The sequence below is a fragment of the Paenibacillus cymbidii genome, assembly GCF_004764705.1.
Lineage (GTDB): Bacteria > Bacillota > Bacilli > Paenibacillales > NBRC-103111 > Paenibacillus_AN > Paenibacillus_AN cymbidii.
In genome coordinates, this window is sequence record NZ_SHLX01000001.1 from 285,008 (window position 1) to 305,330 (window position 20,323).

Annotated in this window: 21 protein-coding genes; 19 read left to right on the forward strand and 2 right to left on the reverse strand. The window is 58.0% G+C overall.

Annotated elements, in window-relative coordinates; translation table 11 throughout:
* Window positions 1-65 precede the first annotated feature (65 nt).
* The gene (locus EXY20_RS01120) at window positions 66-1,424 is read right to left on the reverse strand and encodes an Nramp family divalent metal transporter (RefSeq protein WP_135546746.1); all 1,359 of its coding nucleotides are present in this window, start codon (window positions 1,422-1,424) and stop codon (window positions 66-68) included.
* A gap of 282 nt (window positions 1,425-1,706) precedes the next feature.
* Here EXY20_RS01120 and EXY20_RS01125 point away from each other — a divergent pair, with 282 nt between their 5' ends.
* Window positions 1,707-3,416: a methyl-accepting chemotaxis protein gene (locus EXY20_RS01125; protein WP_135546749.1), complete on the forward strand. Its 1,710-nt coding sequence runs from the start codon at window positions 1,707-1,709 to the stop codon at window positions 3,414-3,416.
* Window positions 3,417-3,477: 61 nt separating this feature from the next.
* On the opposite strand, the gene EXY20_RS01130 is transcribed toward EXY20_RS01125, so the two are convergent.
* Window positions 3,478-4,905, reverse strand: coding sequence for an NAD-dependent malic enzyme (locus tag EXY20_RS01130; protein WP_135546751.1), 1,428 nt, complete (start codon window positions 4,903-4,905; stop codon window positions 3,478-3,480).
* Between the two features lie 187 nt (window positions 4,906-5,092).
* On the opposite strand from EXY20_RS01130, the gene EXY20_RS01135 reads away from it, so the two are divergent.
* The 18 genes from EXY20_RS01135 (at window position 5,093) to rpoD (ending at window position 20,302) form a co-directional block, all read left to right on the forward strand.
* A complete protein-coding gene (locus EXY20_RS01135; RefSeq protein ID WP_135546753.1) occupies window positions 5,093-5,446 on the forward strand; it encodes a histidine triad nucleotide-binding protein in 354 nt (117 codons plus the stop codon).
* A 125-nt stretch (window positions 5,447-5,571) separates the two neighbouring features.
* Entirely contained in the window at window positions 5,572-5,745 is a 174-nt protein-coding gene (gene rpsU / locus EXY20_RS01140; protein ID WP_005547957.1) for a 30S ribosomal protein S21, read from the forward strand.
* A gap of 15 nt (window positions 5,746-5,760) precedes the next feature.
* Window positions 5,761-6,204 (forward strand): GatB/YqeY domain-containing protein, encoded by a 444-nt coding sequence (locus tag EXY20_RS01145; protein WP_135546755.1) that lies wholly within the window; start codon window positions 5,761-5,763, stop codon window positions 6,202-6,204.
* A gap of 69 nt (window positions 6,205-6,273) precedes the next feature.
* Window positions 6,274-6,822, forward strand: coding sequence for an acyl-CoA thioesterase (locus EXY20_RS01150; RefSeq protein ID WP_135546757.1), 549 nt, complete (start codon window positions 6,274-6,276; stop codon window positions 6,820-6,822).
* Between the two features lie 199 nt (window positions 6,823-7,021).
* A complete protein-coding gene (gene yqfC, locus EXY20_RS01155) occupies window positions 7,022-7,303 on the forward strand; it encodes a sporulation protein YqfC (protein ID WP_135546759.1) in 282 nt (93 codons plus the stop codon).
* A gap of 13 nt (window positions 7,304-7,316) precedes the next feature.
* The gene (yqfD, locus tag EXY20_RS01160; RefSeq protein WP_135546761.1) at window positions 7,317-8,492 is read left to right on the forward strand and encodes a sporulation protein YqfD; all 1,176 of its coding nucleotides are present in this window, start codon (window positions 7,317-7,319) and stop codon (window positions 8,490-8,492) included.
* A gap of 129 nt (window positions 8,493-8,621) precedes the next feature.
* Complete coding sequence (locus EXY20_RS01165; RefSeq protein ID WP_135547644.1) at window positions 8,622-9,575, forward strand: PhoH family protein; 954 nt, start codon at window positions 8,622-8,624, stop codon at window positions 9,573-9,575.
* Window positions 9,576-9,593: 18 nt separating this feature from the next.
* Window positions 9,594-11,873 (forward strand): HD family phosphohydrolase, encoded by a 2,280-nt coding sequence (locus EXY20_RS01170; protein WP_135546763.1) that lies wholly within the window; start codon window positions 9,594-9,596, stop codon window positions 11,871-11,873.
* 32 nt (window positions 11,874-11,905) lie between these two features.
* Entirely contained in the window at window positions 11,906-12,445 is a 540-nt protein-coding gene (gene ybeY / locus EXY20_RS01175; protein ID WP_135546765.1) for an rRNA maturation RNase YbeY, read from the forward strand.
* Complete coding sequence (locus EXY20_RS01180) at window positions 12,442-13,134, forward strand: diacylglycerol kinase (RefSeq protein ID WP_135546767.1); 693 nt, start codon at window positions 12,442-12,444, stop codon at window positions 13,132-13,134. The genes ybeY and EXY20_RS01180 overlap by 4 nt, the downstream gene beginning before the upstream one ends.
* A gap of 39 nt (window positions 13,135-13,173) precedes the next feature.
* Window positions 13,174-13,581, forward strand: coding sequence for a cytidine deaminase (locus tag EXY20_RS01185; protein ID WP_135547646.1), 408 nt, complete (start codon window positions 13,174-13,176; stop codon window positions 13,579-13,581).
* A 23-nt stretch (window positions 13,582-13,604) separates the two neighbouring features.
* Window positions 13,605-14,501, forward strand: coding sequence for a GTPase Era (era, locus tag EXY20_RS01190; RefSeq protein WP_135546769.1), 897 nt, complete (start codon window positions 13,605-13,607; stop codon window positions 14,499-14,501).
* Between the two features lie 157 nt (window positions 14,502-14,658).
* A complete protein-coding gene (locus tag EXY20_RS01195) occupies window positions 14,659-14,817 on the forward strand; it encodes a YqzL family protein (protein WP_135546771.1) in 159 nt (52 codons plus the stop codon).
* Window positions 14,818-14,837: 20 nt separating this feature from the next.
* On the forward strand, window positions 14,838-15,620 hold the full coding sequence (gene recO / locus EXY20_RS01200; protein WP_328592469.1) for a DNA repair protein RecO: 783 nt from the start codon (window positions 14,838-14,840) through the stop codon (window positions 15,618-15,620).
* Between the two features lie 243 nt (window positions 15,621-15,863).
* The gene (locus EXY20_RS01205; protein ID WP_135546773.1) at window positions 15,864-16,682 is read left to right on the forward strand and encodes a pyruvate, water dikinase regulatory protein; all 819 of its coding nucleotides are present in this window, start codon (window positions 15,864-15,866) and stop codon (window positions 16,680-16,682) included.
* Between the two features lie 90 nt (window positions 16,683-16,772).
* Entirely contained in the window at window positions 16,773-17,237 is a 465-nt protein-coding gene (locus tag EXY20_RS01210) for a YaiI/YqxD family protein (protein ID WP_135546775.1), read from the forward strand.
* Between the two features lie 49 nt (window positions 17,238-17,286).
* A complete protein-coding gene (gene dnaG / locus EXY20_RS01215) occupies window positions 17,287-19,125 on the forward strand; it encodes a DNA primase (RefSeq protein ID WP_135546777.1) in 1,839 nt (612 codons plus the stop codon).
* 46 nt (window positions 19,126-19,171) lie between these two features.
* Window positions 19,172-20,302, forward strand: a complete 1,131-nt coding sequence (gene rpoD, locus EXY20_RS01220; RefSeq protein ID WP_135546779.1) for an RNA polymerase sigma factor RpoD — start codon at window positions 19,172-19,174, stop codon at window positions 20,300-20,302.
* Window positions 20,303-20,323 lie beyond the last annotated feature (21 nt).

The window sequence follows — 20,323 nt, forward strand, 5'->3', positions numbered from 1 at the left end:
CATTATAAAATAAAATAGACCGACGGTCTACAATGAATGTAGACTGCCGGTCTAAAATAGGCGCATCAGCCGAAAATGGTGCCATACAGCAAGTAGCCGTTCAAGCAGGCGATGACGATGGCGACGATCCACGACAGCGCCAGCATCCATTTGGGCGCGGCGAGCGTTCCCAGCTTGCGTTTGTCGCCGACGAACAGGACGAGCGGGATGACGGCGAACGACAACTGCAGCGACAAAATAACTTGGCTCAAAATCAATAAATCCGTTGTGCCTTTTTCGCCGTATAGTCCAATGACGATGACGGCGGGGATGATGGCGATCAGCCGCGTGATCAAACGCCGCAGCCACGGCTTGAGCCGAATGTTCAGAAAGCCTTCCATGACGATCTGGCCGGCGAGCGTGCCGGTCAAGGTCGAGTTCTGCCCCGAGGCGAGCAGGGCGACGCCGAACAGGATGCTGGCGACCCCGGTGCCGAGCGCCGGCGCAAGCAGATGGTAAGCGTCCTGGATTTCCGCCACGCCTTCGTTGGCGGTGCCGTGGAACGCCGCCGCGGACAAAATCAGGATGGCCGCGTTGACGAACAGCGCCAGCATCAGCGCAACCGTCGAGTCGATCGTGGCGAAACGGATGGCCGACCGTTTGCCTTCGATCGACCGATCGTACTGGCGCGTCTGCACGATGGAGGAGTGCAAATACAAATTATGCGGCATCACCGTTGCGCCCAGTATGCCAAGCGAGATGTAGAGCATCTCCGGATTGGCGAGAATTTGCTTGTTCGGCACGAAGCCTTGCGCAATGCCGGCCAGTTCGGGCCGGGACAGCACCATCTCGACCGCGAAGCAGATGCCGATGACGGTAATCAGCGAAATGACGATCGCTTCGATGTACCGGAAGCCGCGGTTTTGCAGCAGCAGCACGAGCATGACGTCGAGCGATGTAAGCAGCACGCCGTATATGAGCGGGATGCCGAAGAGCAAATTGAGCGCAATCGCCGAGCCGATCACTTCCGCCAGGTCGCAGGCGGCGATAGCGAGCTCGCACAGGATCCACAGCGCGAAGCTGACCGGCTTGCTGTAATGATCGCGGCAAGCCTGGGCCAAATCGCGGCCGGTAGCGATGCCGAGCCGGGCGGTCAACGATTGCAGCAGGATGGCCATGATGTTGGAAATGAGAATGACTGACAGCAGCGTGTAGCCAAACTGCGCACCGCCGGCCAGATCGGTCGCCCAGTTGCCGGGATCCATGTAGCCGACGGCAACCAAATAGCCGGGACCGACGAACGCCAGCATCTTGCGCATCCAACTGCCTTTGCCGGGCACCGCGATCGTGCGGTGCACTTCGGGCAAGCTCGGCTGCTCGCTTTGGCGCCTCCAGCCATTGGCGTATGGCTGTGTCGCCTGGCGCTCCTGCGGTGTAACGTTCATGAGGTGGACCTCCCTTTTTCACGGGGTAAATAGTTTTTCCTATGGGCAACAATTGTGCAAAAAAAAATTGTCCTCGCTAAAATTATATTATGATGCTAACACAGGAATGTTGCCTGCGCAACAACATTTTTAATGCGAGCAACTTTATTGGCAGCTTGCAATTGCCAAATCCGGCTTGTACCACGGAGTCTGACAGTATTTACAAGCCGTTGGCATCTTAATTCCGACACGAGAAATGTCGATATATAGGTAACATTATACGCATTATAGGGGGCCGGGATTATGAGACATTGGTCGCTTCGTACGAAGCTGATGGCCGGCATGTGCGTCGTCATGCTGATTTTTATCGCCGCGCTGACGTTTATTTACTCCGAGCTTACGGTCGTTCGTTCCATTAATGACCGGGAGTCGGAGCGCGTCGAAGCCGAAAAAACGGCCTACGATATAAAGGCGTCTGTTGGCGTTCTCTACAGCAGCCAGGCCGATCTTATCATTAATGACAGCGCGGAAGGGATCAATGAATTCAAGAAAGAATCGGTGCCTTTTCTGGAAAAGGTGAATGCCATGGCGGGATTCGCCCGATCGGACGATGAACGCCGATTCGCCGACGAACTGAAGCAGCAGGCGCAAAGCTACGTCGCTGCCTTCGATGCGGTCGTTGAAGCCTGGAACAAGCGGCAAACGTTGCCCGCGGAGCAATTGCGCCAGCAATACAAAACACTTGACGGCAACAGCGATCAGTTCAAATTGCGCATCTTTGAGCTTGCCGATTCGTTCCTGCATTCCGTCGACGAAGAGCTGACCGCCGACCGCAGCGAACTGACGGCTACGATCGACCGGAATTTGCGGCTTATCATCTGGTCCAGCTTGTTCGCCGTTCTCATCGGACTGGCAATCGCCTATGCGCTGGGCGCTTACATGTCGCGGCCGGTCAGACGGCTTATGGATGCCGCCGAAACGATCGCGCGAGGCGATTTGACGCGGGTGACGGAAAGCGACAGCCGCGACGAAATCGGCCGGCTCACTTCCAGCTTCGCGGCGATGACGGAGCAGCTGCGCCGCGTCATCGGCAGCGTAAGCGGCAACGCCGGCGAAGTGGCCGTTTCGTCGGAGCGGCTGTCGGCGGTGGCCGGGACGACGCTGACGGCAACCGAAGAAATTGCCGCTGCGGTGCGCAAGGTGGCCGCAGGCGCGGAAGCGCAAGGGCAAGCATCGCAGGATAGCGCCCGGGCGATGGAAGAGATGGCGGTCGGCATCGGCCGCATCGCGGAGACGTCGACCGTGGTTGCCGAGCTGTCGCACGACACGTCGTTGCAGGCGCAGGGCGGCGAGCGTACGATCGGCGAAGCGGCCCGGCAAATGGAAGCGATCGGCGCTTCGGCCGAGCGGGTGGCGCAGGCGCTGTTGCGTCTCGAAGCGCAGTCGGCGGAGATAGGCGGCATTGTCGCCACAATTACGGAAATTGCCGAGCAAACGAATTTGCTCGCGCTGAACGCCGCAATCGAGGCGGCGCGCGCCGGCGAATCGGGCCGCGGCTTCGCCGTTGTGGCGTCGCAGGTTCGCAAGCTGGCGGAGCAGTCGCGCGTTTCTGCCGGCCAAATTGCCGGTATGATCGGGCAAATCCAGCACGATATGAAGGAAGCGACAGCCGCGATGGAAGCGGGTACGGTGGAGGTCGACAAAGGCAAAGCCGTGATGCGGGAGGCGGGAGAGCGGTTCCGCCATATTGTCCGTTCGGTGGAGCGTGTCGCCGACCAGATTCAGGAGGTATCGGCGGTAGCGGAGGAGATGTCGGCCGGCTCGGAGGAAGTGACGGCATCGGTCGTCGAGTCGGCGAACGTCGCCGCGCAATCGTCCGCCATCGCCCGCCAGGTGGCGGAGAACACGGACCGGCAGCGTACGGACGTTGAAACGATAGCCCGCGCGGCCGTCGACTTGAGCGGCATGTCGCGCGAACTGCGCGAATCCGCGGCAAGGTTCCGCATTGGGTAAATCAAAAGGCCGGGCCTTCGTGCACGAAGGCCCGGCCTTTATCATGGTTCATTCCATGCAGTTACTGCCGGAATTCGCGCGGAATTCTGCGCGCGACGCCGGTGCGCACGGCCGCTTCGACGACTTTGTTGCGGATGGTCGGCACGATCTGCTGGTTGAACACGCTGGGAATAATATAAATGCGGCTGCGCTCCTCGTCGCTGATCGTTTCGGCGATCGCTTCGGCGGCGGCAAGCTTCATCTCTTCGTTGATCGTCGTCGCCCGGCAGTCGAGCGCGCCGCGGAACATCCCGGGGAAGCAGAGCACGTTGTTGATCTGGTTCGGATAGTCGGAGCGCCCGGTCGCCATGACGCCGACGATGTCCTCGATCAGCTCCGGCGCGATTTCCGGCGTCGGATTGGCCATCGCGAATACGATCGGGTCGGGATTCATCCGCTCGATATCCGCCCGAGTAAGAATATTGCCTTTGGAAACGCCGATAAACACGTCGGCGCCGACCAGTGCGTCGGATAACGAACCGCCGATCCGCTCCGGGTTGGTGTTGTCGGCAAACCATTGCCAGGACGGGTTGTCGTAGCGATTGCCTGCCACCAAAGCGCCTTCCCGGTCGACGCCGATCAAGTTTTTGACCCCGGCGGCAAGCAATATTTTGCTGCAGGCCATGCCGGCCGCGCCGATGCCGCAGATGACTACCTTGGATTCCGGCAGCGATTTGCCCACCACTTTCAGCGCGCTGATCAGTCCGGCGTACATGACGACGGCAGTCCCGTGCTGATCGTCGTGGAATACCGGGATGTCGAGCTCGTCCCGCAGCCGCTGCTCGATTTCGAAGCAGCGCGGCGACGAAATGTCCTCGAGGTTGATGCCGCCGAATGCCGGCGCAATCGCTTTGACCGTACGTATGATTTCTTCCGTATCTTGTGTGTCCAGGCAAATCGGGAACGCGTCGACTTCGGCAAACTGCTTGAACAGCATTGCCTTGCCTTCCATTACCGGCATTGCCGCTCGCGAGCCGATATTGCCTAGCCCGAGCACCGCGGAACCGTCGGAGACAACGGCGACCGTATTGCGCTTGATGGTCAACGTAAACGCCTTTTCCGGCTGATCGTGGATCGCCATACAAACGCGCGCCACATCGGGCGTATAGACGCGCGACAAGTCGTCGCGATTTTGGATGGGCGTTTTTGGCTTCATTTCAATTTTGCCGCCGAGGTGGAGAAGGAATGTACGGTCGGACACATTGACGACACGGATGCCGGCCAATTGCCGAAGCGCTTTGACGATATCGTCGATTTGCACCGCATCGGCTACCGTAACGGTCAAGTCGCGTACCGTATGGTCGCGGCTCGTCTGGATGACGTCGATTGCGATCATGTCGCCGCCCGATTCCGAGATGGCCGCGGCTACTTGGCCAAATTTGATGACGGCCGTCTGCAGCTCGACGCGGACGATGAAGCTTTTGCCTCCAAGCGATTTGGTTTCCTGCATAAGTCCCCCTTCTTCCAATGCCGGTTCGATGTGCGATTGGACTTGATCGTGATTTTTCGATATGATGGATTGTACCACAATATTCCTTCGTGCAGTCTTCACAAGTTCGTAATTATTGTGAAATTCCGATTATGTCGCGTTCAAAAAAGGCCGGCTTTTCGAACAACCTTGAGGGAGGATCGCTGTAATGGATTGCATTTTTTGCCGCATCGTTCAAGGCACCATACCGTCCCGCAAAATTTACGAAGACGAACATGTGCTCGCGTTTCACGACATTCAGCCTCTTGCGCCCGTTCATGCCCTTATCATTCCCAAAAAGCATATCCCAACCATGAACGACGCCGGACCGGAGGACTGGGCGCTGATTGGCGAAGTTCATCGTGCTGCGCAGCTGGTGGCCCGCGAGCTTGGCGTGGAAGGAACCGGCTACCGGCTGATCAACAACTGCGGGGCGGACGGCGGGCAAGTGGTGTTTCACATTCATTACCATCTGCTGGGCGGCGGCAAGCTGGGACCGCTCAATGCGCGGGAAATGCAATGACATTGCTTGTGGCGACCAACGATTGTTTCGGGCAGTTGACACCAACTTTCGTTTTCGCCTATAATGAAGTTTGATAACCTCGAGTTATTCGTCTTGGACGGTTTGTTCGGAGGGAGGGAAATCTGGTGTCGGAAACAAAAGTTCGTAAAAATGAAACCATTGATGCTGCGCTTCGTCGTTTTAAGCGTTCCATTGCGAAGGATGGTGTTCTTGCGGAGGTCAAGAAGCGCAAGCACTATGAGAAACCGAGCGTGAAACGCAAGAAGAAGTCTGAGGCAGCCCGCAAGCGGAAGTTCTAGGAGGTCCCTCGTCTGATGAGTTTAAGCGAACGATTGAACGAAGATATGAAGCAGGCAATGAAAAGCCAGGACAAATTCCGACTCTCTGTAATCCGAATGGTTCGTTCGGCGATTAAGAATATAGAAATCGATCAACGGAAAACATTGGATGACAACGAAGTGCTTGATATTCTAAGTCGTGAGATCAAACAGCGCAGGGATTCCCTCCAGGATTTCGAAAAAGCCGGTCGGGACGATCTTGCGGAGTCCGTAAAGGCGGAAATTGCCATCATCGGCGAATATTTGCCGCAGCAACTGACTGAAGAAGAAGTGACAGCCATCGTACAATCGACTATCCAAGAAACCGGCGCTTCTTCCAAAGCGGACATGGGCAAAGTGATGGCGGCATTGATGCCGAAAGTAAAAGGGCGCGCAGATGGCAAGCTGGTCAACCGGCTTGTACAACAATCGTTGACCTGATCGCATACAGAAAAAACACTCCGCTTGCGGAGTGTTTTTTCAAGTTCGCGCTTTGAGAGGGTTGTAGTCATGAACGAGTCCAACGCAGGCGCCGAATGGTCGGCTCCGGGGTCCAAAACCGTAAGGGATTCCCGCGTTATCAAATCGAGCCATGTGATGCCGCAGGATACGAACAACCACAACACGCTGTTCGGCGGCAAGCTGATGGCCTACATCGACGACAATGCCGCGCTGTCGGCGATGCGCCATGCGCGCAGCCTGGTCGTCACCGCGTCGACCGACTCGGTCGACTTCCTGCACCCGATCCGGCCGAATTACGAAGTCAGCCTGGAATCGTACGTCACTTGGACGCACAAAACGTCGATGGAAGTGTTCGTCAAGGTGGTATCGGAAGATTTGCTGACCGGCGAACGGATCGTCTGCGCGACAGCGTTTTTGACGTTCGTGGCTATTGGCGACGACGGCAAGCCGGCGCTGGTGCCGAAGGTGACGCCGGAGTCGCCGGAGGAGAAGCTGCTGCACGATTCCGCGCCGGCCCGTGCGGATGCGCGGCGGGCGCGGCGGCAAGAGAGCAAGCGCCTGGCCGAGTTGTTCGGCACGAAGCTGCCTTGGGAGTGAGGCGCGCCGCCGCTGCACATAAAGGACCGTTCAATCCCCGTCAAGCGGGATCGAACGGTTCTTTTTGCATTGCGCGCAAGTCTTTCGCTCCCGCGCCGCCCCAGCATAATTGCGCCCGCCGCCGCATAGGGTGGTAGAAGCATCGTGCGGCCATAGGGATGCCGCAACGCACCCCGTTGCCGCGAAGGGGAGGGACGGCATGCGCCGCTTACGACGCAAAATGGGCGCTTATACCGCCAAACTGCTCGAATTGCCGCAGGATGTCACGCTCGATCTGCCCAGGACGACGATGATCGGCAATCGGCAGCTGTATATCGAAAATCATAACGGCGTGCTCCATTTCTCCGATGATCGGCTGCTGCTGGCGCTGACGAACGGCAAGCTCGAAGTGATGGGCCAGGAGCTGACGATCCGCGCCATCTGGAACGAGGAAGTGTTTATCGAAGGCGTCATTCGCGAGATCAAATACATCAACGGGTAAGGAGGAGGGCGCTGTGCAGCCGCTCTGGTTACGATGGATTCGAGGGTACGCCGCAATCGACGTGCGCGGCGCCGGCATTGAAGCGCTGATCAATGCCGCGTACGGGAAACGCATGGATGCGTGGGACATCCGCCGCAATGCGCAAGGCGTGACGCGCATGAATGTTTCCCTGCGCGATTATTTCCGGCTGCGCCCGCTGCTGAAGCGGACAGGCTGCCGGATGCGGACGACAGGCCGGCACGGGCTGCCGTTCCTGCTGGCCAAGCTGTGGCGCCGCAAGGCGTTTGTGCTGGGCGGGCTTTTGTTTGTCATCGGATTGTACATGCTGTCTTCGCTCGTATGGGACGTCAAGGTGGAAGGCGCCACAGCGATCGACAAGGACCGCGTGCTGCAGATCGCGAAGGACGAAGGCATTTACCGGATGCAATGGAAGTTTCGGTTGCGCGATGCCGATACGTTGTCCCGCGAGCTGCAAAGCAAGCTGCCGGAAGCATCGTGGGTGACGATCGAAGTGTACGGCACCCGGGTCGTCATCAAAATCGTCGAAACGACCAAGCCGGATGCGCGCGAGCTGCGCGGGCCGCGCGATATTGTGGCGGCGCACGACGCGCTGGTCACGGCGATTTACGCGGAGAAAGGCAAACCGCTCGCCCAGCCGAACAAATACGTGCGCAAAGGCGACGTGCTCATCTCCGGCGTCATTGGCACCGATCTGGTTGCGGCGACCGGGAAAGTGAAAGGGATCGTCTGGTACCGCACGACGGCCAGCGTGCCGCTGCAGACGACTTATCGAACCTACACGGGGGAATCGTTTACCCGGCGTTATCTGGTGATGGGCGGACGGGCGATGAAGACTGCCGGCTACGGCAGCCCCGTCTACGAACAGCAAACCGTGGAGCAGGAGCGCAAAATCGTGCAATTTCACGGCATTATGCTGCCGATCGGATGGCTGAAGGACACGGTCCGCGAAACCGAAACGACGACACGCGAGGTTGCGGCCGCAGAGGCCGAACAAGCGGGTTTGCGTTATGCGGAGGAGCAGGTGCTGAAAGGCGCCGGGGCGGAGGCGGCCGTGATCGGCAAGTCGGTGTTAAAGCGGTCGGCGGAGAACGGCGAGGTGACGCTTAACGTGCTGTTTGAAGTCGAGCAGTCGATCGGCATCGAACAATCGTTGGCGCCTGCGCCATAACCGGCGTTTGCGAAAGAGGGCCGAAGTAGGATACAATTCGAACTATAGGCCGTTCGCACGGCTGGATAAGTTATATTCCGATCCTGTTCGACATGAGGAGACTGAGGCCGTTTGATCGAAAACGCGAATATGGCAAAAATTCCGCTGCACAACACCGCCGAGGCATTGTCCTTGTTCGGTCCGCAGGATAAGTTTCTCCACTATATCGAAGAGCGGACGGAAGCCCGCATTTATTCGCGCGAAGAGGAGCTCGTCATCCAGGGCAACGCCCAGGAAGTCGCGCAGCTGCACCAGCTGTTTACCGTTCTGCTGGAGCTGATCCGCAAATCGTACCCGCTCTCGGAGCGTGATATCGCATACGCGTTGGAGCTGGCCGGGCAGATGAAAGCCGACCAGCTGCTTGACCTGTTCAAGGGGGAAATTGCCGTCACGTTCCGCGGCAAGCCGATCAAGGTCAAAACGATCGGCCAGAAGCAGTACGTTAGCGAAATCCGCAAGAAGGACATCGTCTTCGGCATCGGACCCGCGGGAACCGGCAAAACGTACCTTGCCGTCGTGCTGGCGGTGGCTGCGCTCAAGGAAGCGAAGGTGCGGCGCATCGTGCTGACGCGGCCCGCCGTCGAAGCGGGGGAAAGCCTGGGCTTCCTGCCCGGCGACCTGCAGGAAAAAGTTGACCCCTATTTGCGGCCGTTGTATGATGCTCTTAATGACGTCCTCGGCCCCGAACAAGTGGCCAAATCGCTGGAACGCGGCCTGATCGAAATCGCGCCGCTCGCTTACATGCGCGGCCGCACGCTGGAAGACTCGTTCGTCATTCTCGACGAGGCGCAGAACACAACGCCCGAGCAAATGAAAATGTTTTTGACCCGCATGGGCTTCGGCTCGAAGATGGTCATTACCGGCGACATTACGCAAATCGATCTGCCCCGCGGCAAGTCGAGCGGTCTTGTCGAGTCGCTGCGCATTTTGCGCGGCATCGACGAAATCGGCTTTATTCATTTTTCCGAGCAGGACGTCGTCCGTCATTCCTTGGTGCAGAAGATCATCGTCGCCTATACCGCAGATTCGGAGAAACGCGAATAACGGAGAGGCTGGGATTACATGACTGGTTACACAACCGACGACAAAGGGAAAAACCGTTACCAGCTGCCGAACTGGAGGAGCAGCGCCTGGGTGAGATTCGTGCTTTTTGCGGCTCTGGCGCTGCTTTTTTATTTTTCTCTGGCGTTTAAACTCGTCCCCAAAACATACGACATCCGGCCGAACGCGCCGAGTGAAAAGACGATTCTCGCGCCACGCCAGATCGAAAATTTCATCGCAACGGAGCAGGCGCGCGAGGAAGCGGCCGCCAAAGTGCAGCCCGTTTACAAAATCATGTCGGCCAAAAACGAGCTGCTGATCGAAACGCTGTACGACAAGCTGGAGCAAAACAACGCCGATCAGGAAATGTCGTTCGACGTCAAAGTGAGCTTGTACCGCAACTTGTTCCCGTCCGTTTTCGCCGAACAGGTCGATCGGCTTGTGGGCTCGGCCAGAACGACAGGGCAATTCAACGACACGCTGCTCACGGAAATGCGCAAGCAGCTGCTCGACCAGCAGTACAAGCTGCCGGAAGAAGCTTACTACAAGCTGCCAAGGCTGACCAAGGAAGACATCGCCGAGATGGAACAGGTGACGAAAGATATCGTCTCCAAGCTGATGAACGAGCAGATCATCGACGCGCAGTCGGCGCGGGCGAAAGTGACGGAGCTGGTCAACTCGTCCAATCTGGCCAAAAGCACGAACCGCGAGCTCGTCCAGGAAATCGCCCGGTTCGCGATTACGCCGAACAAGTTCGCCGACGTCAAAGGGACGGACGAAGCGCGTGCCGCGGCCAAGGAAAATACGAAGCCGGTCGTCATCAGCAAAGGCGACGTCGTCGTGACGCAAGGCGAAATGATTACCGACGAGCTGTACAAGCGGCTGGGCTCGCTCGACTTGCTCAAGGACAAGGCCACGTACCGGCCGCAGGCCGGGCTGGCGCTGCTGTCGTGCCTATTCGTCCTGCTGCTGTTCGTCTTCATCCGCCAAAGCCGGCTGACGCTGATGGCCAATAACGCGCAGCTGCTGATGCTTGTCGCCATCTTCGTGGTGACAATGCTGGCGATGCGCATCGTTGCGCTCGGCCAAGGGCTCGATTATCCGCAAATCGGCTTCCTTGCGCCGGTGGCGATGGGCAGCGTGTTGATCGCGATTTTGCTGCATACGCAGCTTGCCTATATTTCATCGCTGTTGTTCGGGATCGCATCCAGCATTATTTTTAATGCCGGTAGCGACCAATTGTTCGATTTCCGCTATGGATTGGTTGGCTTCTTCGCTTGTTTCGCCGCCGTTTTCGCGCTCGGACAAGCGAGCCAGCGTTCGACGATTCTGAAAGCCGGGATCATGTCCGCCCTTCTCGGAGCGGCGGCGATTGTGGCGTTGGAGCTGCTGGAGGACCATCCCGACTTGCACACCACGGCGTTTGCGCTCGGCTTCGTGCTGGCGAGCGGCTTGCTGTCGGCCGTGTTCGTCATCGGGCTGATGCCGTTCTTCGAAACGGCGTTCGGCATTTTGTCGCCGCTCAAGCTCGTCGAGCTGTCCAACCCGAACTTGCCGCTGCTGCGCAAGCTGCTGACAGAGACGCCGGGCACGTACCATCACAGCGTCATGGTCGGCAATTTATCCGAGGCGGCCGCCGAATCGATCGGCGCCAACGGCCTGCTTTGCCGCGTCGGTTCGTATTACCACGATATCGGCAAGACGCGCAGGCCGAGCTATTTTATCGAGAACCAGATGAACATGGAAAATCCGCACGACGAAATCGAACCGGCGCTGAGCAAGTCGATTATCGTCGCGCATGTGCGCGAAGGCGTCGAAATGCTGAAGGACGCCGGGCTGCCGAAGCAAATTCGCGATATCGCCGAACAGCATCACGGCTCGACGCTGCTCAAGTTTTTTTACCACAAGGCGGCCAAGATGGCCGAAGAGGAAGGCAAGGAGCCGCCGACGGAAGAGGAGTTTCGTTATCCCGGTCCGAAGGCGCAGTCCAAGGAAGCGGCGATTGTCGGCATCGCCGACTGCGTGGAGGCGGCCGTCCGCTCGATGCGCAACCCGACGGTCGCGCAGATCGATTCGATGGTGAAGTCGATTATCAAAAACCGGCTGGACGACGGGCAGTACAACGAATGCGACTTGACGCTGCGGGAGCTGGACACAGTTGGCAAAGCGTTGAAGGAATCGCTGCTTGGCATTTTTCACTCCCGCATCGAGTATCCCGCCGATGTGCAGCCGAAGCCGGCGGAGGAAGTACAGGACGGAGGCAAGCCGCTCCGGCTGAAGAACGGCCCGGGAGCGAAGTAGTCCGAACTGAACAAGCGGAGGTCGGAACGATTATGGCATTGCGCCTTTACTGGAACAACGAGCAGGAAAAGATGGCAATCGGCGATACGCTAATCGCCAGATTGGAGCAGCTGTTGCAACTGGCAGGGGAACACGAGGACGTGACGGATGGGGTTGTGGCGCTCAGCTTTGTCGACGACGCGGCCATTCGCGAGTTGAACCGGCAATACCGGAGCATCGACAGGGCGACGGATGTGCTGTCGTTTGCCATGCAGGAAGACGGCGAAGGCGAGCCGGACATCGATTACGGCGATCTGGAAGAAGCGGAGGACGCCGATTGGGAAGGCGAAGCGGATCAGGAAGATGACGCGGAAGAGGAAGATGGCGAGCCCCTTGGCGATATCGTCATTTCCGTCGAGCGGGCGATCGCGCAGAGCGAGGAATACGGCCATTCCGCCGAACGCGAGCTCGGTTTCCTGTTCGTGCACGGCTTCCTGCATCTGATCGGCTACGATCACGGCACAGCGGAGGAAGAGAAGGAAATGTTCAGCCGTCAGGAGCTTATTTTGCATCAGGCGGGACTGACGCGGTGAACCCGTGGCTGAGGTGGCTTCGCAGCTTCCGCTTCGCCTACGAAGGCATCAAGTACGCGCTTTCGACGCAGCCGAACATGAAGTTCCACTTTTTTGCTTCGATCGTCGTGCTCGTCTCGGCGCTGTTTTTCCATCTGCCCAAGTCGGATATTTTATTTATCTTCTCCGCCGTGGCGCTGGTCATCGTTACCGAGTTGATTAACACGGCGATCGAAAAGGCGGTCGATCTGGCAATGCCGGAGCGGCATCCGATCGCCAAAATCGCCAAAGATACGGCCGCCGCCGCGGTGCTTGTCGCAGCCGCTTACGCCGTGGTGGTCGGCGCGATCATTTTTTACGAGCCGATCGACCGCTGGCTGCGGCGCGAGCAGCAGGCGGCGAATCCGATTACGCCGGATTCGCTCTGGTTGTATTTTGCGCTTGTCGCGCTGACGGTGATCGTGATGCAGACGCGTTTTTCCCACAGCAAGGTGGTCAAGCCAAGCCTATGGATGGCGATTGCCTTCTCCATGTCGACGTTGATTGCGATGATCGTGCCGGTGACGATCGTTGCGCTGCTCGCTTACAGTCTGTCGGTCGTGTTTCTGTTCATCCTGTACGAGCGCCGCAATCGATCGCTGTTGATGCTGCTGTTCGGCGCCGTTGTCGGCATCGTTATCACGCTGCTCGCTTTTTATTTAAACCAATAAATCGGTACATACAGGAGGAAGCCGATGCCGATGCCCGCGATTGATGCTGAAGACTTGATCCGCCACGCGCTTGCGGCGCGCGAGCGGGCTTATGCGCCGTATTCGTCGTTTCGCGTCGGCAGTGCGCTGCTAGCTGCGGATGGCAGCGTGCTGTACGGATGCAACGTCGAGAACGCAGCGTACGGCCCGACGAATTGCGCCGAACGGACGGCGCTGTTTCGCGCCATCAGCGACGGTCATGCGCCGGGATCGTTCGCGGCGCTGGCCATCGTCGGCGAAACGCCGGAGCCGATCGCGCCTTGCGGCGTCTGCCGCCAAGTGATGCTGGAGCTGTGCGCGCCGGACATGCCGGTCATCCTGGCTAACGTGTCCGGCGAGATGCGGCAGACGACCGTCGCCGCGCTGCTCCCCGGTGCATTTCATTTGCCCGGCGGGCATACTACATAGCAAGACCCATACGGAGGAATTCGATGAACAACAAATACCGTTCCGGCTTCGTCGCCATCATCGGCCGGCCGAATGTCGGCAAGTCGACGCTGATGAACGAAGTGATCGGCCAGAAGGTGGCGATCATGTCGGACAAGCCTCAAACGACCCGAAACAAAATACACGGCGTTTATACGACGGAACAAGCGCAAATTGTGTTCCTCGACACACCCGGCATACACAAGCCGCAATCGAAGCTCGGCGACTACATGCTCAAAGTGTCGGAGAGCACGTTCCGCGAAGTGGACGCAATCCTGCTGCTGGTCGATGTGGAAGCCGGCATCGGCGGCGGCGACCGCTTCATTATCGAGCGGCTGAAAGGCATCGACACGCCCGTCATCCTCGTGCTGAACAAAATCGACCTCGTTCACCCGGAAGCGCTGCTTCCCGTGATTGTCGCGTACAAGGATTTGTATCCATTCGCCGAAATCGTGCCGATTTCCGCCAAAAACGGCAATAACGTGACCACGCTGCTGGAGCAGACGGTACGTTATTTGCCGGAAGGTCCGCAGTATTACCCGGCCGATCAGGTGACCGACCATCCGGAGCAATTCGTTATCGCCGAACTCATCCGGGAGAAAATATTGCATCTGACGCGCGAGGAAATTCCGCATTCGATCGCCGTTGTCATCGAGGACATGAAAGCCGAACCGAACGGCGTCGTTCATGTGTCGGCAGTCATTTATGTGGAGCGCGACTCGCAGAAAGGGATCGTGATCGGCAAGCAAGGCGCGTTGTTGAAGGAAGTCGGCCGGCTGGCGCGAGCCGATATCGAGGCGCTGCTCGGTTCGAAGACGTTTCTCGAGCTGTGGGTGAAGGTGAAGAAGGATTGGCGCAACCAGGACCGGATGCTGAAAGACTTCGGCTTCCGGCTCGAATAGGACGGTCCGCAAAGAGGGTGGAGGTTTCAACAATCCGGAGGAAGGGTATATAATGGCATGAAGGCGCAGCGACCAGTAATTGCAAGGGATATGCGGCTTGTCCGGCGTGCATGCTAACAATAGCATCAATCATCTTGACTCGGAGAGGATGGTACAGATGAGAGACTTCTCGTGGAACTATTTTTCAATGACCGGTGATGTCGATGCTTATATGCTGTTCAAACAGATGGAAACCAAACCAATGCAGGCGGAATACGAGGACGATTATTGGGATGAAGACGAGGCGGAGGAAACGTACGGCAGCGCCTTGAACTGACGGGAGTCGGCTGAGGGCGTATGGTCCGGCACCGCCCGGGAAGAGGGAGCAAGGCGATGATCGCCCGTGTGGAAGGAATTGTTATCCGCGCCGCGGACTACGGGGAAGGCAACAAAATCGTCACCTTGGCGACGAGGCAAATGGGCAAGCTGAGCGTGATGGCCCGCGGCGCCCGCAAGGTGCAGAGCCGCCACGCGGCGGCGACCCAGCCGTTTACTTACGGCGACTACAGCATTTATAAATCCGGCCAAATGGGGACGCTGAACAGCGCGGAGCTGATCGCGTCCCATCGCCATGTGCGCGAGCAGCTGCATGCGGCCGCGTACGCCGCTTACATCGCCGAAATGACGGATAGGCTGTTTGCGGACGGGGAGGGCGGCGGCATGGCGTTCGAGCAGCTGCTTGCGGCGTTCACCGCGCTGGAGGAAGGCAAGGATGCCGTCATCGTCACCCACATCATGGAGATGAAGATGCTAGCGGCCGCCGGTTATATGCCGGAGACGGAAAGCTGCGTCTCCTGCGGTCGGCAAGACGGGCCGATGGCGGCGAGTGCCGGCCAGGGCGGCCTGCTTTGCGCCGACTGCCGGCGCAAGGATCCGGCGGCCGTGCCGCTCGGCCAGCCGGCGCTCAAGCTGCTGAGGCTGTTTCGCCGCATCGACCTGCGCCGGCTCGGCGATGTGAATGTCGGCGAGGAAACGAAAGGGCAGCTGGCGCGAACGATGCGCAGCTTTATGGACACATATATTGACGTGCGCTGGAAATCGCGCAGCTTTCTGGACCAGATGGCCAAGTACGATTTGTAGCGCCGGCACTTTTGCCATTCGCGACTGAATCGGGTCGAGTTTGACTTTGAACGTCCCGTTTGTTATGATATGGAACACTTGTCATGATGCAGGAAGAATTATGCGGCTCGAAGCCCCACTTTTGCCAATCGCTCTCGCCCTGTGTTGAAACGACGGGGACGAGAGTTTTTTTCGAGCAAGAACAGGCTCGATGTGAAATAGGCCATATTTTATGAGTGACCGTACCGATAAGGAGGCCGATCCATGGAACCCGGCATTCGCACGCCGATCGTTTACATGTTATCCGACGCCGCCGGAGAAACGGGCGAAGCCGTCGTCCGGGCGGCAGCGATCCAGTTCTATCCGAACGTCGTCGAAGTTCGCCGCTTGCCGTTCATCCATGAGCGTTCGCGCATCGACGAGGCGGTCGAAGCGGCGCATGCCGACGGCGGCGTGATCGTCTTTACGTTCGTTGTGCCCGAGCTGCGCGATTATTTGATCGAGATGGCGTTTCGGCATCAGGTCGTTACTATCGACTTGCTTGGCCCTGTCATCGCCAGCCTCGAGAAGGCGCTGAACAAACCGTCCCGTCACGAACCGGGCTTGATCCACAAGCTCGACGACGAATATTTCCGCAAGGTAGAGGCAGTGGAGTTTGCGGTCAAATACGACGACGGCAAAGACGCGCGCGGGTTATTGAAGGCGGATATCGTGCTAGTCGGCGTTTCGCGGACATCGAAGACGCCGCTGTCGATGTATTTGGCGCATAAAGGGTTCAAGGTGGCGAATGTGCCGCTTGTGCCCGAACTGTCCCCGCCTCGGGAGTTGTTTGCCATATCCGCCGCCAAAATCGTAGGCCTCAAGATCAGCGTGTCCAAGCTGAACGAGATCCGGGTGGAACGGGTCAAGGCGATCGGGCTTCCCGACAACGCGTCGTACGCCAACGTGCAGCGCATCGAACAAGAGCTGGTATACGCGGCATCGATTCACGCCCGTCTCGGCTGCATGGTAATCGACGTGTCCAACAAGGCCGTCGAAGAAACCGCAAGCCACATACTCGCCACATTCGGGCGCAGGGAATAGCTTTTTGCCGAGCGGTAAGCAGGATTTTTTGCTCGGCCCGCGTATATAATACTACGAGCTAACCGCGCGTAAGCGGTACGGGAGATACGGATGACCGCCAATACCGATAAGCCGAAAATCATCGTGGATGCGGACGCCTGTCCGGTGAAGTCCGAAATCGTCCAAGCGGCGACGGAATTCCGCGTCCCGGTGCTGATGGTCGCCTCGTACGACCACCGCCTGCAGCCCCGGGAAGGGGTTATCGTCGTTCAGGTGGACCGCTCCGACCAGTCGGTCGATCTGTATATCGCCAACAAAGCGGCGCCCGGCGATATTGTGGTCACACAGGATTTCGGACTGGCTACGATCGTACTCGCCAGGCGCGCGATCGCCTTGTCGGTCCGGGGGCAAATGTACACCGACCGGACGATCGACTTCCTGCTCGAACGCCGGCACGAGCAGGCGAAGCAGCGCCGCAGCGGCAAATACGGCAAAGGGCCGCGGGCGTTCACCGAGGAAGACCGTGCGAATTTTCTACACCGTTTGACAAAAGTTTTGGCCTCCATGCAGGAATAATGGAGCATGCAGCGAATTAGGTTATACGTGTCAGGAATGGGTGGCCTTCATGAAACATGGACGCATACCGGATGAAGTCATCGAGGCCGTGCTGAAAGCTCACGATATCGTCGATACGGTGGGCAAGTACGTGCATTTGACCAAGTCGGGGCATTACATGAAAGGGCTGTGTCCGTTTCACTCCGAGAAATCGCCCTCCTTCACCGTTACGCCGGAGAAGCAAATTTATTATTGCTACGGCTGCCATGCCGGAGGCAATGCCATTCACTTCTTGATGGAGATCGAAGGCTATCATTTTGGCGAAGCGGTTCGGCATATGGCGGAGGAAGCGGGGATCGCCGTCGATCTCGAAGCGGCGAGTCCGGAGCAAACGGAGCAGCAACGGACGGCAAACAAACTGCTGGAAGCTTACGAGCTGTCGGCCAAATGGTATCATTACGTCTTGCGCAACACGGAGCAAGGCAAGGCGGCGATGCAATACTTGCGCACGCGCGGCGTGAACGACAAGATGATCGACGCGTTTCAGATCGGATATGCCCCGCCGATGTGGGAGAAGCTGGCCCAATTTATGGAGAAGCGGGAAATGCCGCTTGCGCTCTTGGAGCAGGGGGGACTGCTCTCGGCACGTTCGGATGGCGGCTATTTCGACAAGTTTCGCGACCGGATCATGTTCCCGATCCACGACTGGAAAGGCCGCGTAGTAGCGTTCGGCGGCCGTGCGATGGGCGACGTGCAGCCGAAATATTTAAACAGCCCGGAATCGCCGATCTTCAACAAAAGCAGGCTGCTGTACAATTTCCATCGCGCCCGCGCATCCATTCGCAAAGCGCAGCATGCCGTGTTGTTTGAAGGGTACGTCGATGTGGTACAGACATGGGAAGCGGGCGTTTCGAACGGCGTCGCAACAATGGGAACGGCGCTGACCGAACAGCACGCCGAAGTGCTGCGGCGCAACGCCGAACATATTACCGTGTGTTATGACGGGGACAATGCAGGCCAGGCCGCCGCTTACAAAAGCATCGCCATACTGGAACAAGCCGGTATGCATGTGAAGTTGGCCGTGTTGCCGGCGGGAATGGATCCGGACGATTATGTGAAGACATACGGGGGGGAACGGTTTCGGAGCGAAGTGCTGCAAGAAGCTATACCTGCCGTGCAATTCCGCCTGCTGTACGCGAAGCGGAATTTTCAGCTGCAGGATGTGGACGATCGGCTGCGGTATATCGATACCGCGGTCAAAATAATCGGCCAACTGGCCTCGCCGGTTGACCGGGATCATTATATCCGCGAACTGGCGGCGGAATTTTCGATGACGGCGGAGCCGATTCGGCAGCAGATGAATGAATTTCGCCAGCAGCATCTAAAAAAACGATCGGTCGGGGATAATAAACCCAATTCGTGGAATAATGTAATGAATAATGAGGGAACAAGCGAAGCCATGCCCACCGTGCACTACCCGGCCTATCACAAGGCCGAGCGGATGCTGCTCGCCGCCATGATGCACGACCGCGAAGTCGCGCAAGAGGTCGAGAAGCAAATCGGGGATGCGTTCAACGTGGAAGCTCATGCAGCGCTGGCTGCTTATTTATATGCTTATTATGCGCACGGATACGAGCCGGACGCCAGCAAGTACATCGCCACGCTGCACGACGAGAAGCTGGAGAGGGCGGCCAGCTCCATTCTGATGCTTGAAACAAGCGAAGCCGTCAACAACCAGGCGATAGGCGATTGCATCCGCGAAATTCGCAAGCAGTCGCACCCGCTGCAACAGGAAATCAAGCGGAAGAACGAAGAGAGAGTACGCGCTGAACGGTCGGGAGAAGTTATTTTGGCCGCGCAGATCGCGATTGAGATTATTACCCTGGAGAAGCAGCTCAAGTCGATCTAGCAGCCGATAGGAACGGAGCGGATTCAGGGAGGAGGGAGCAGGAACGATGGCGAATGATCAACATACGGAAATCGAGACCGAACTGACTCTTGAACAGGTGAGGCAGCAGCTGATCGATCTCGGCAAAAAAAGGCTGTCCCTTACCTACAAAGATATCATGGAGCGCCTCGCTCCGTTTGATCAGGATCCGGAACAGATCGACGAATTTTTCGAACAACTGTCCGAGCTTGGCATAGACGTGAACAATGAATCCGAAGATGACGATATGCGCATGCGTCACGGCGGAGGAGACGATCAGGACGGCGACGAGTTCCATTTCGACGATGACCTGGCGCTGCCGCCCGGCATCAAGATCAACGATCCGGTCCGCATGTATTTGAAGGAAATCGGCCGCGTGCCGCTGCTTTCGGCGGAAGACGAAGTCGGTCTGGCGAAGCGGATCGAGCTCGGCGACGAAGAAGCGAAGCGTCGGCTGGCGGAAGCGAACTTGCGGCTTGTGGTCAGCATCGCCAAGCGGTATGTCGGCCGCGGCATGCTGTTCCTCGATTTGATCCAGGAAGGCAACATGGGATTGATCAAGGCGGTCGAGAAGTTCGACCACACGAAAGGCTACAAGTTCAGCACATACGCTACCTGGTGGATTCGCCAAGCGATTACGCGGGCGATCGCCGACCAGGCAAGAACGATCCGGATTCCGGTGCACATGGTGGAGACGATCAACAAGCTGATTCGTGTCTCCCGTCAGCTGCTCCAGGAGCTGGGCCGCGAGCCGAGCCCGGAGGAAATTGCCAAGGAGATGGACCTCAGCACCGAAAAAGTGCGCGAGATTATGAAAATTGCTCAGGAGCCTGTATCGCTGGAAACGCCGATCGGCGAAGAAGACGATTCGCACTTGGGCGACTTCATCGAAGATCAGGAAGCGCTCGCCCCCGCCGACGCGGCTGCTTACGAGCTGCTGAAGGAGCAGCTGGAAGACGTGCTCGATACGCTCACCGAGCGGGAGGAAAATGTGCTTCGGCTGCGTTTCGGTCTGGATGACGGCAGAACGCGTACCCTCGAAGAAGTGGGCAAAGTGTTCGGAGTCACACGCGAACGCATCCGCCAAATCGAGGCGAAGGCGCTGCGCAAACTCCGCCATCCGAGCCGCAGCAAACGACTCAAAGACTTTCTTGAATAACGAATGGGCGGACCTACTTCT

Coding starts and splice junctions, on each gene's coding strand:
- EXY20_RS01135 (WP_135546753.1), top strand. CDS start 5,093: ATGGATTGCATTTTTTGCCGCATCGTTCAAGGCACCATACCGTCCCGC.
- EXY20_RS01195 (WP_135546771.1), top strand. CDS start 14,659: ATGAGAGACTTCTCGTGGAACTATTTTTCAATGACCGGTGATGTCGAT.
- EXY20_RS01125 (WP_135546749.1), top strand. CDS start 1,707: ATGAGACATTGGTCGCTTCGTACGAAGCTGATGGCCGGCATGTGCGTC.
- EXY20_RS01145 (WP_135546755.1), top strand. CDS start 5,761: ATGAGTTTAAGCGAACGATTGAACGAAGATATGAAGCAGGCAATGAAA.
- EXY20_RS01205 (WP_135546773.1), top strand. CDS start 15,864: ATGGAACCCGGCATTCGCACGCCGATCGTTTACATGTTATCCGACGCC.
- EXY20_RS01165 (WP_135547644.1), top strand. CDS start 8,622: ATGGCAAAAATTCCGCTGCACAACACCGCCGAGGCATTGTCCTTGTTC.
- dnaG (WP_135546777.1), top strand. CDS start 17,287: ATGAAACATGGACGCATACCGGATGAAGTCATCGAGGCCGTGCTGAAA.
- yqfC (WP_135546759.1), top strand. CDS start 7,022: ATGCGCCGCTTACGACGCAAAATGGGCGCTTATACCGCCAAACTGCTC.
- EXY20_RS01170 (WP_135546763.1), top strand. CDS start 9,594: ATGACTGGTTACACAACCGACGACAAAGGGAAAAACCGTTACCAGCTG.
- recO (WP_328592469.1), top strand. CDS start 14,838: ATGGTCCGGCACCGCCCGGGAAGAGGGAGCAAGGCGATGATCGCCCGT.
- EXY20_RS01120 (WP_135546746.1), bottom strand. CDS start 1,424: ATGAACGTTACACCGCAGGAGCGCCAGGCGACACAGCCATACGCCAAT.
- ybeY (WP_135546765.1), top strand. CDS start 11,906: ATGGCATTGCGCCTTTACTGGAACAACGAGCAGGAAAAGATGGCAATC.
- EXY20_RS01130 (WP_135546751.1), bottom strand. CDS start 4,905: ATGCAGGAAACCAAATCGCTTGGAGGCAAAAGCTTCATCGTCCGCGTC.
- era (WP_135546769.1), top strand. CDS start 13,605: ATGAACAACAAATACCGTTCCGGCTTCGTCGCCATCATCGGCCGGCCG.
- EXY20_RS01210 (WP_135546775.1), top strand. CDS start 16,773: ATGACCGCCAATACCGATAAGCCGAAAATCATCGTGGATGCGGACGCC.
- EXY20_RS01150 (WP_135546757.1), top strand. CDS start 6,274: ATGAACGAGTCCAACGCAGGCGCCGAATGGTCGGCTCCGGGGTCCAAA.
- rpoD (WP_135546779.1), top strand. CDS start 19,172: ATGGCGAATGATCAACATACGGAAATCGAGACCGAACTGACTCTTGAA.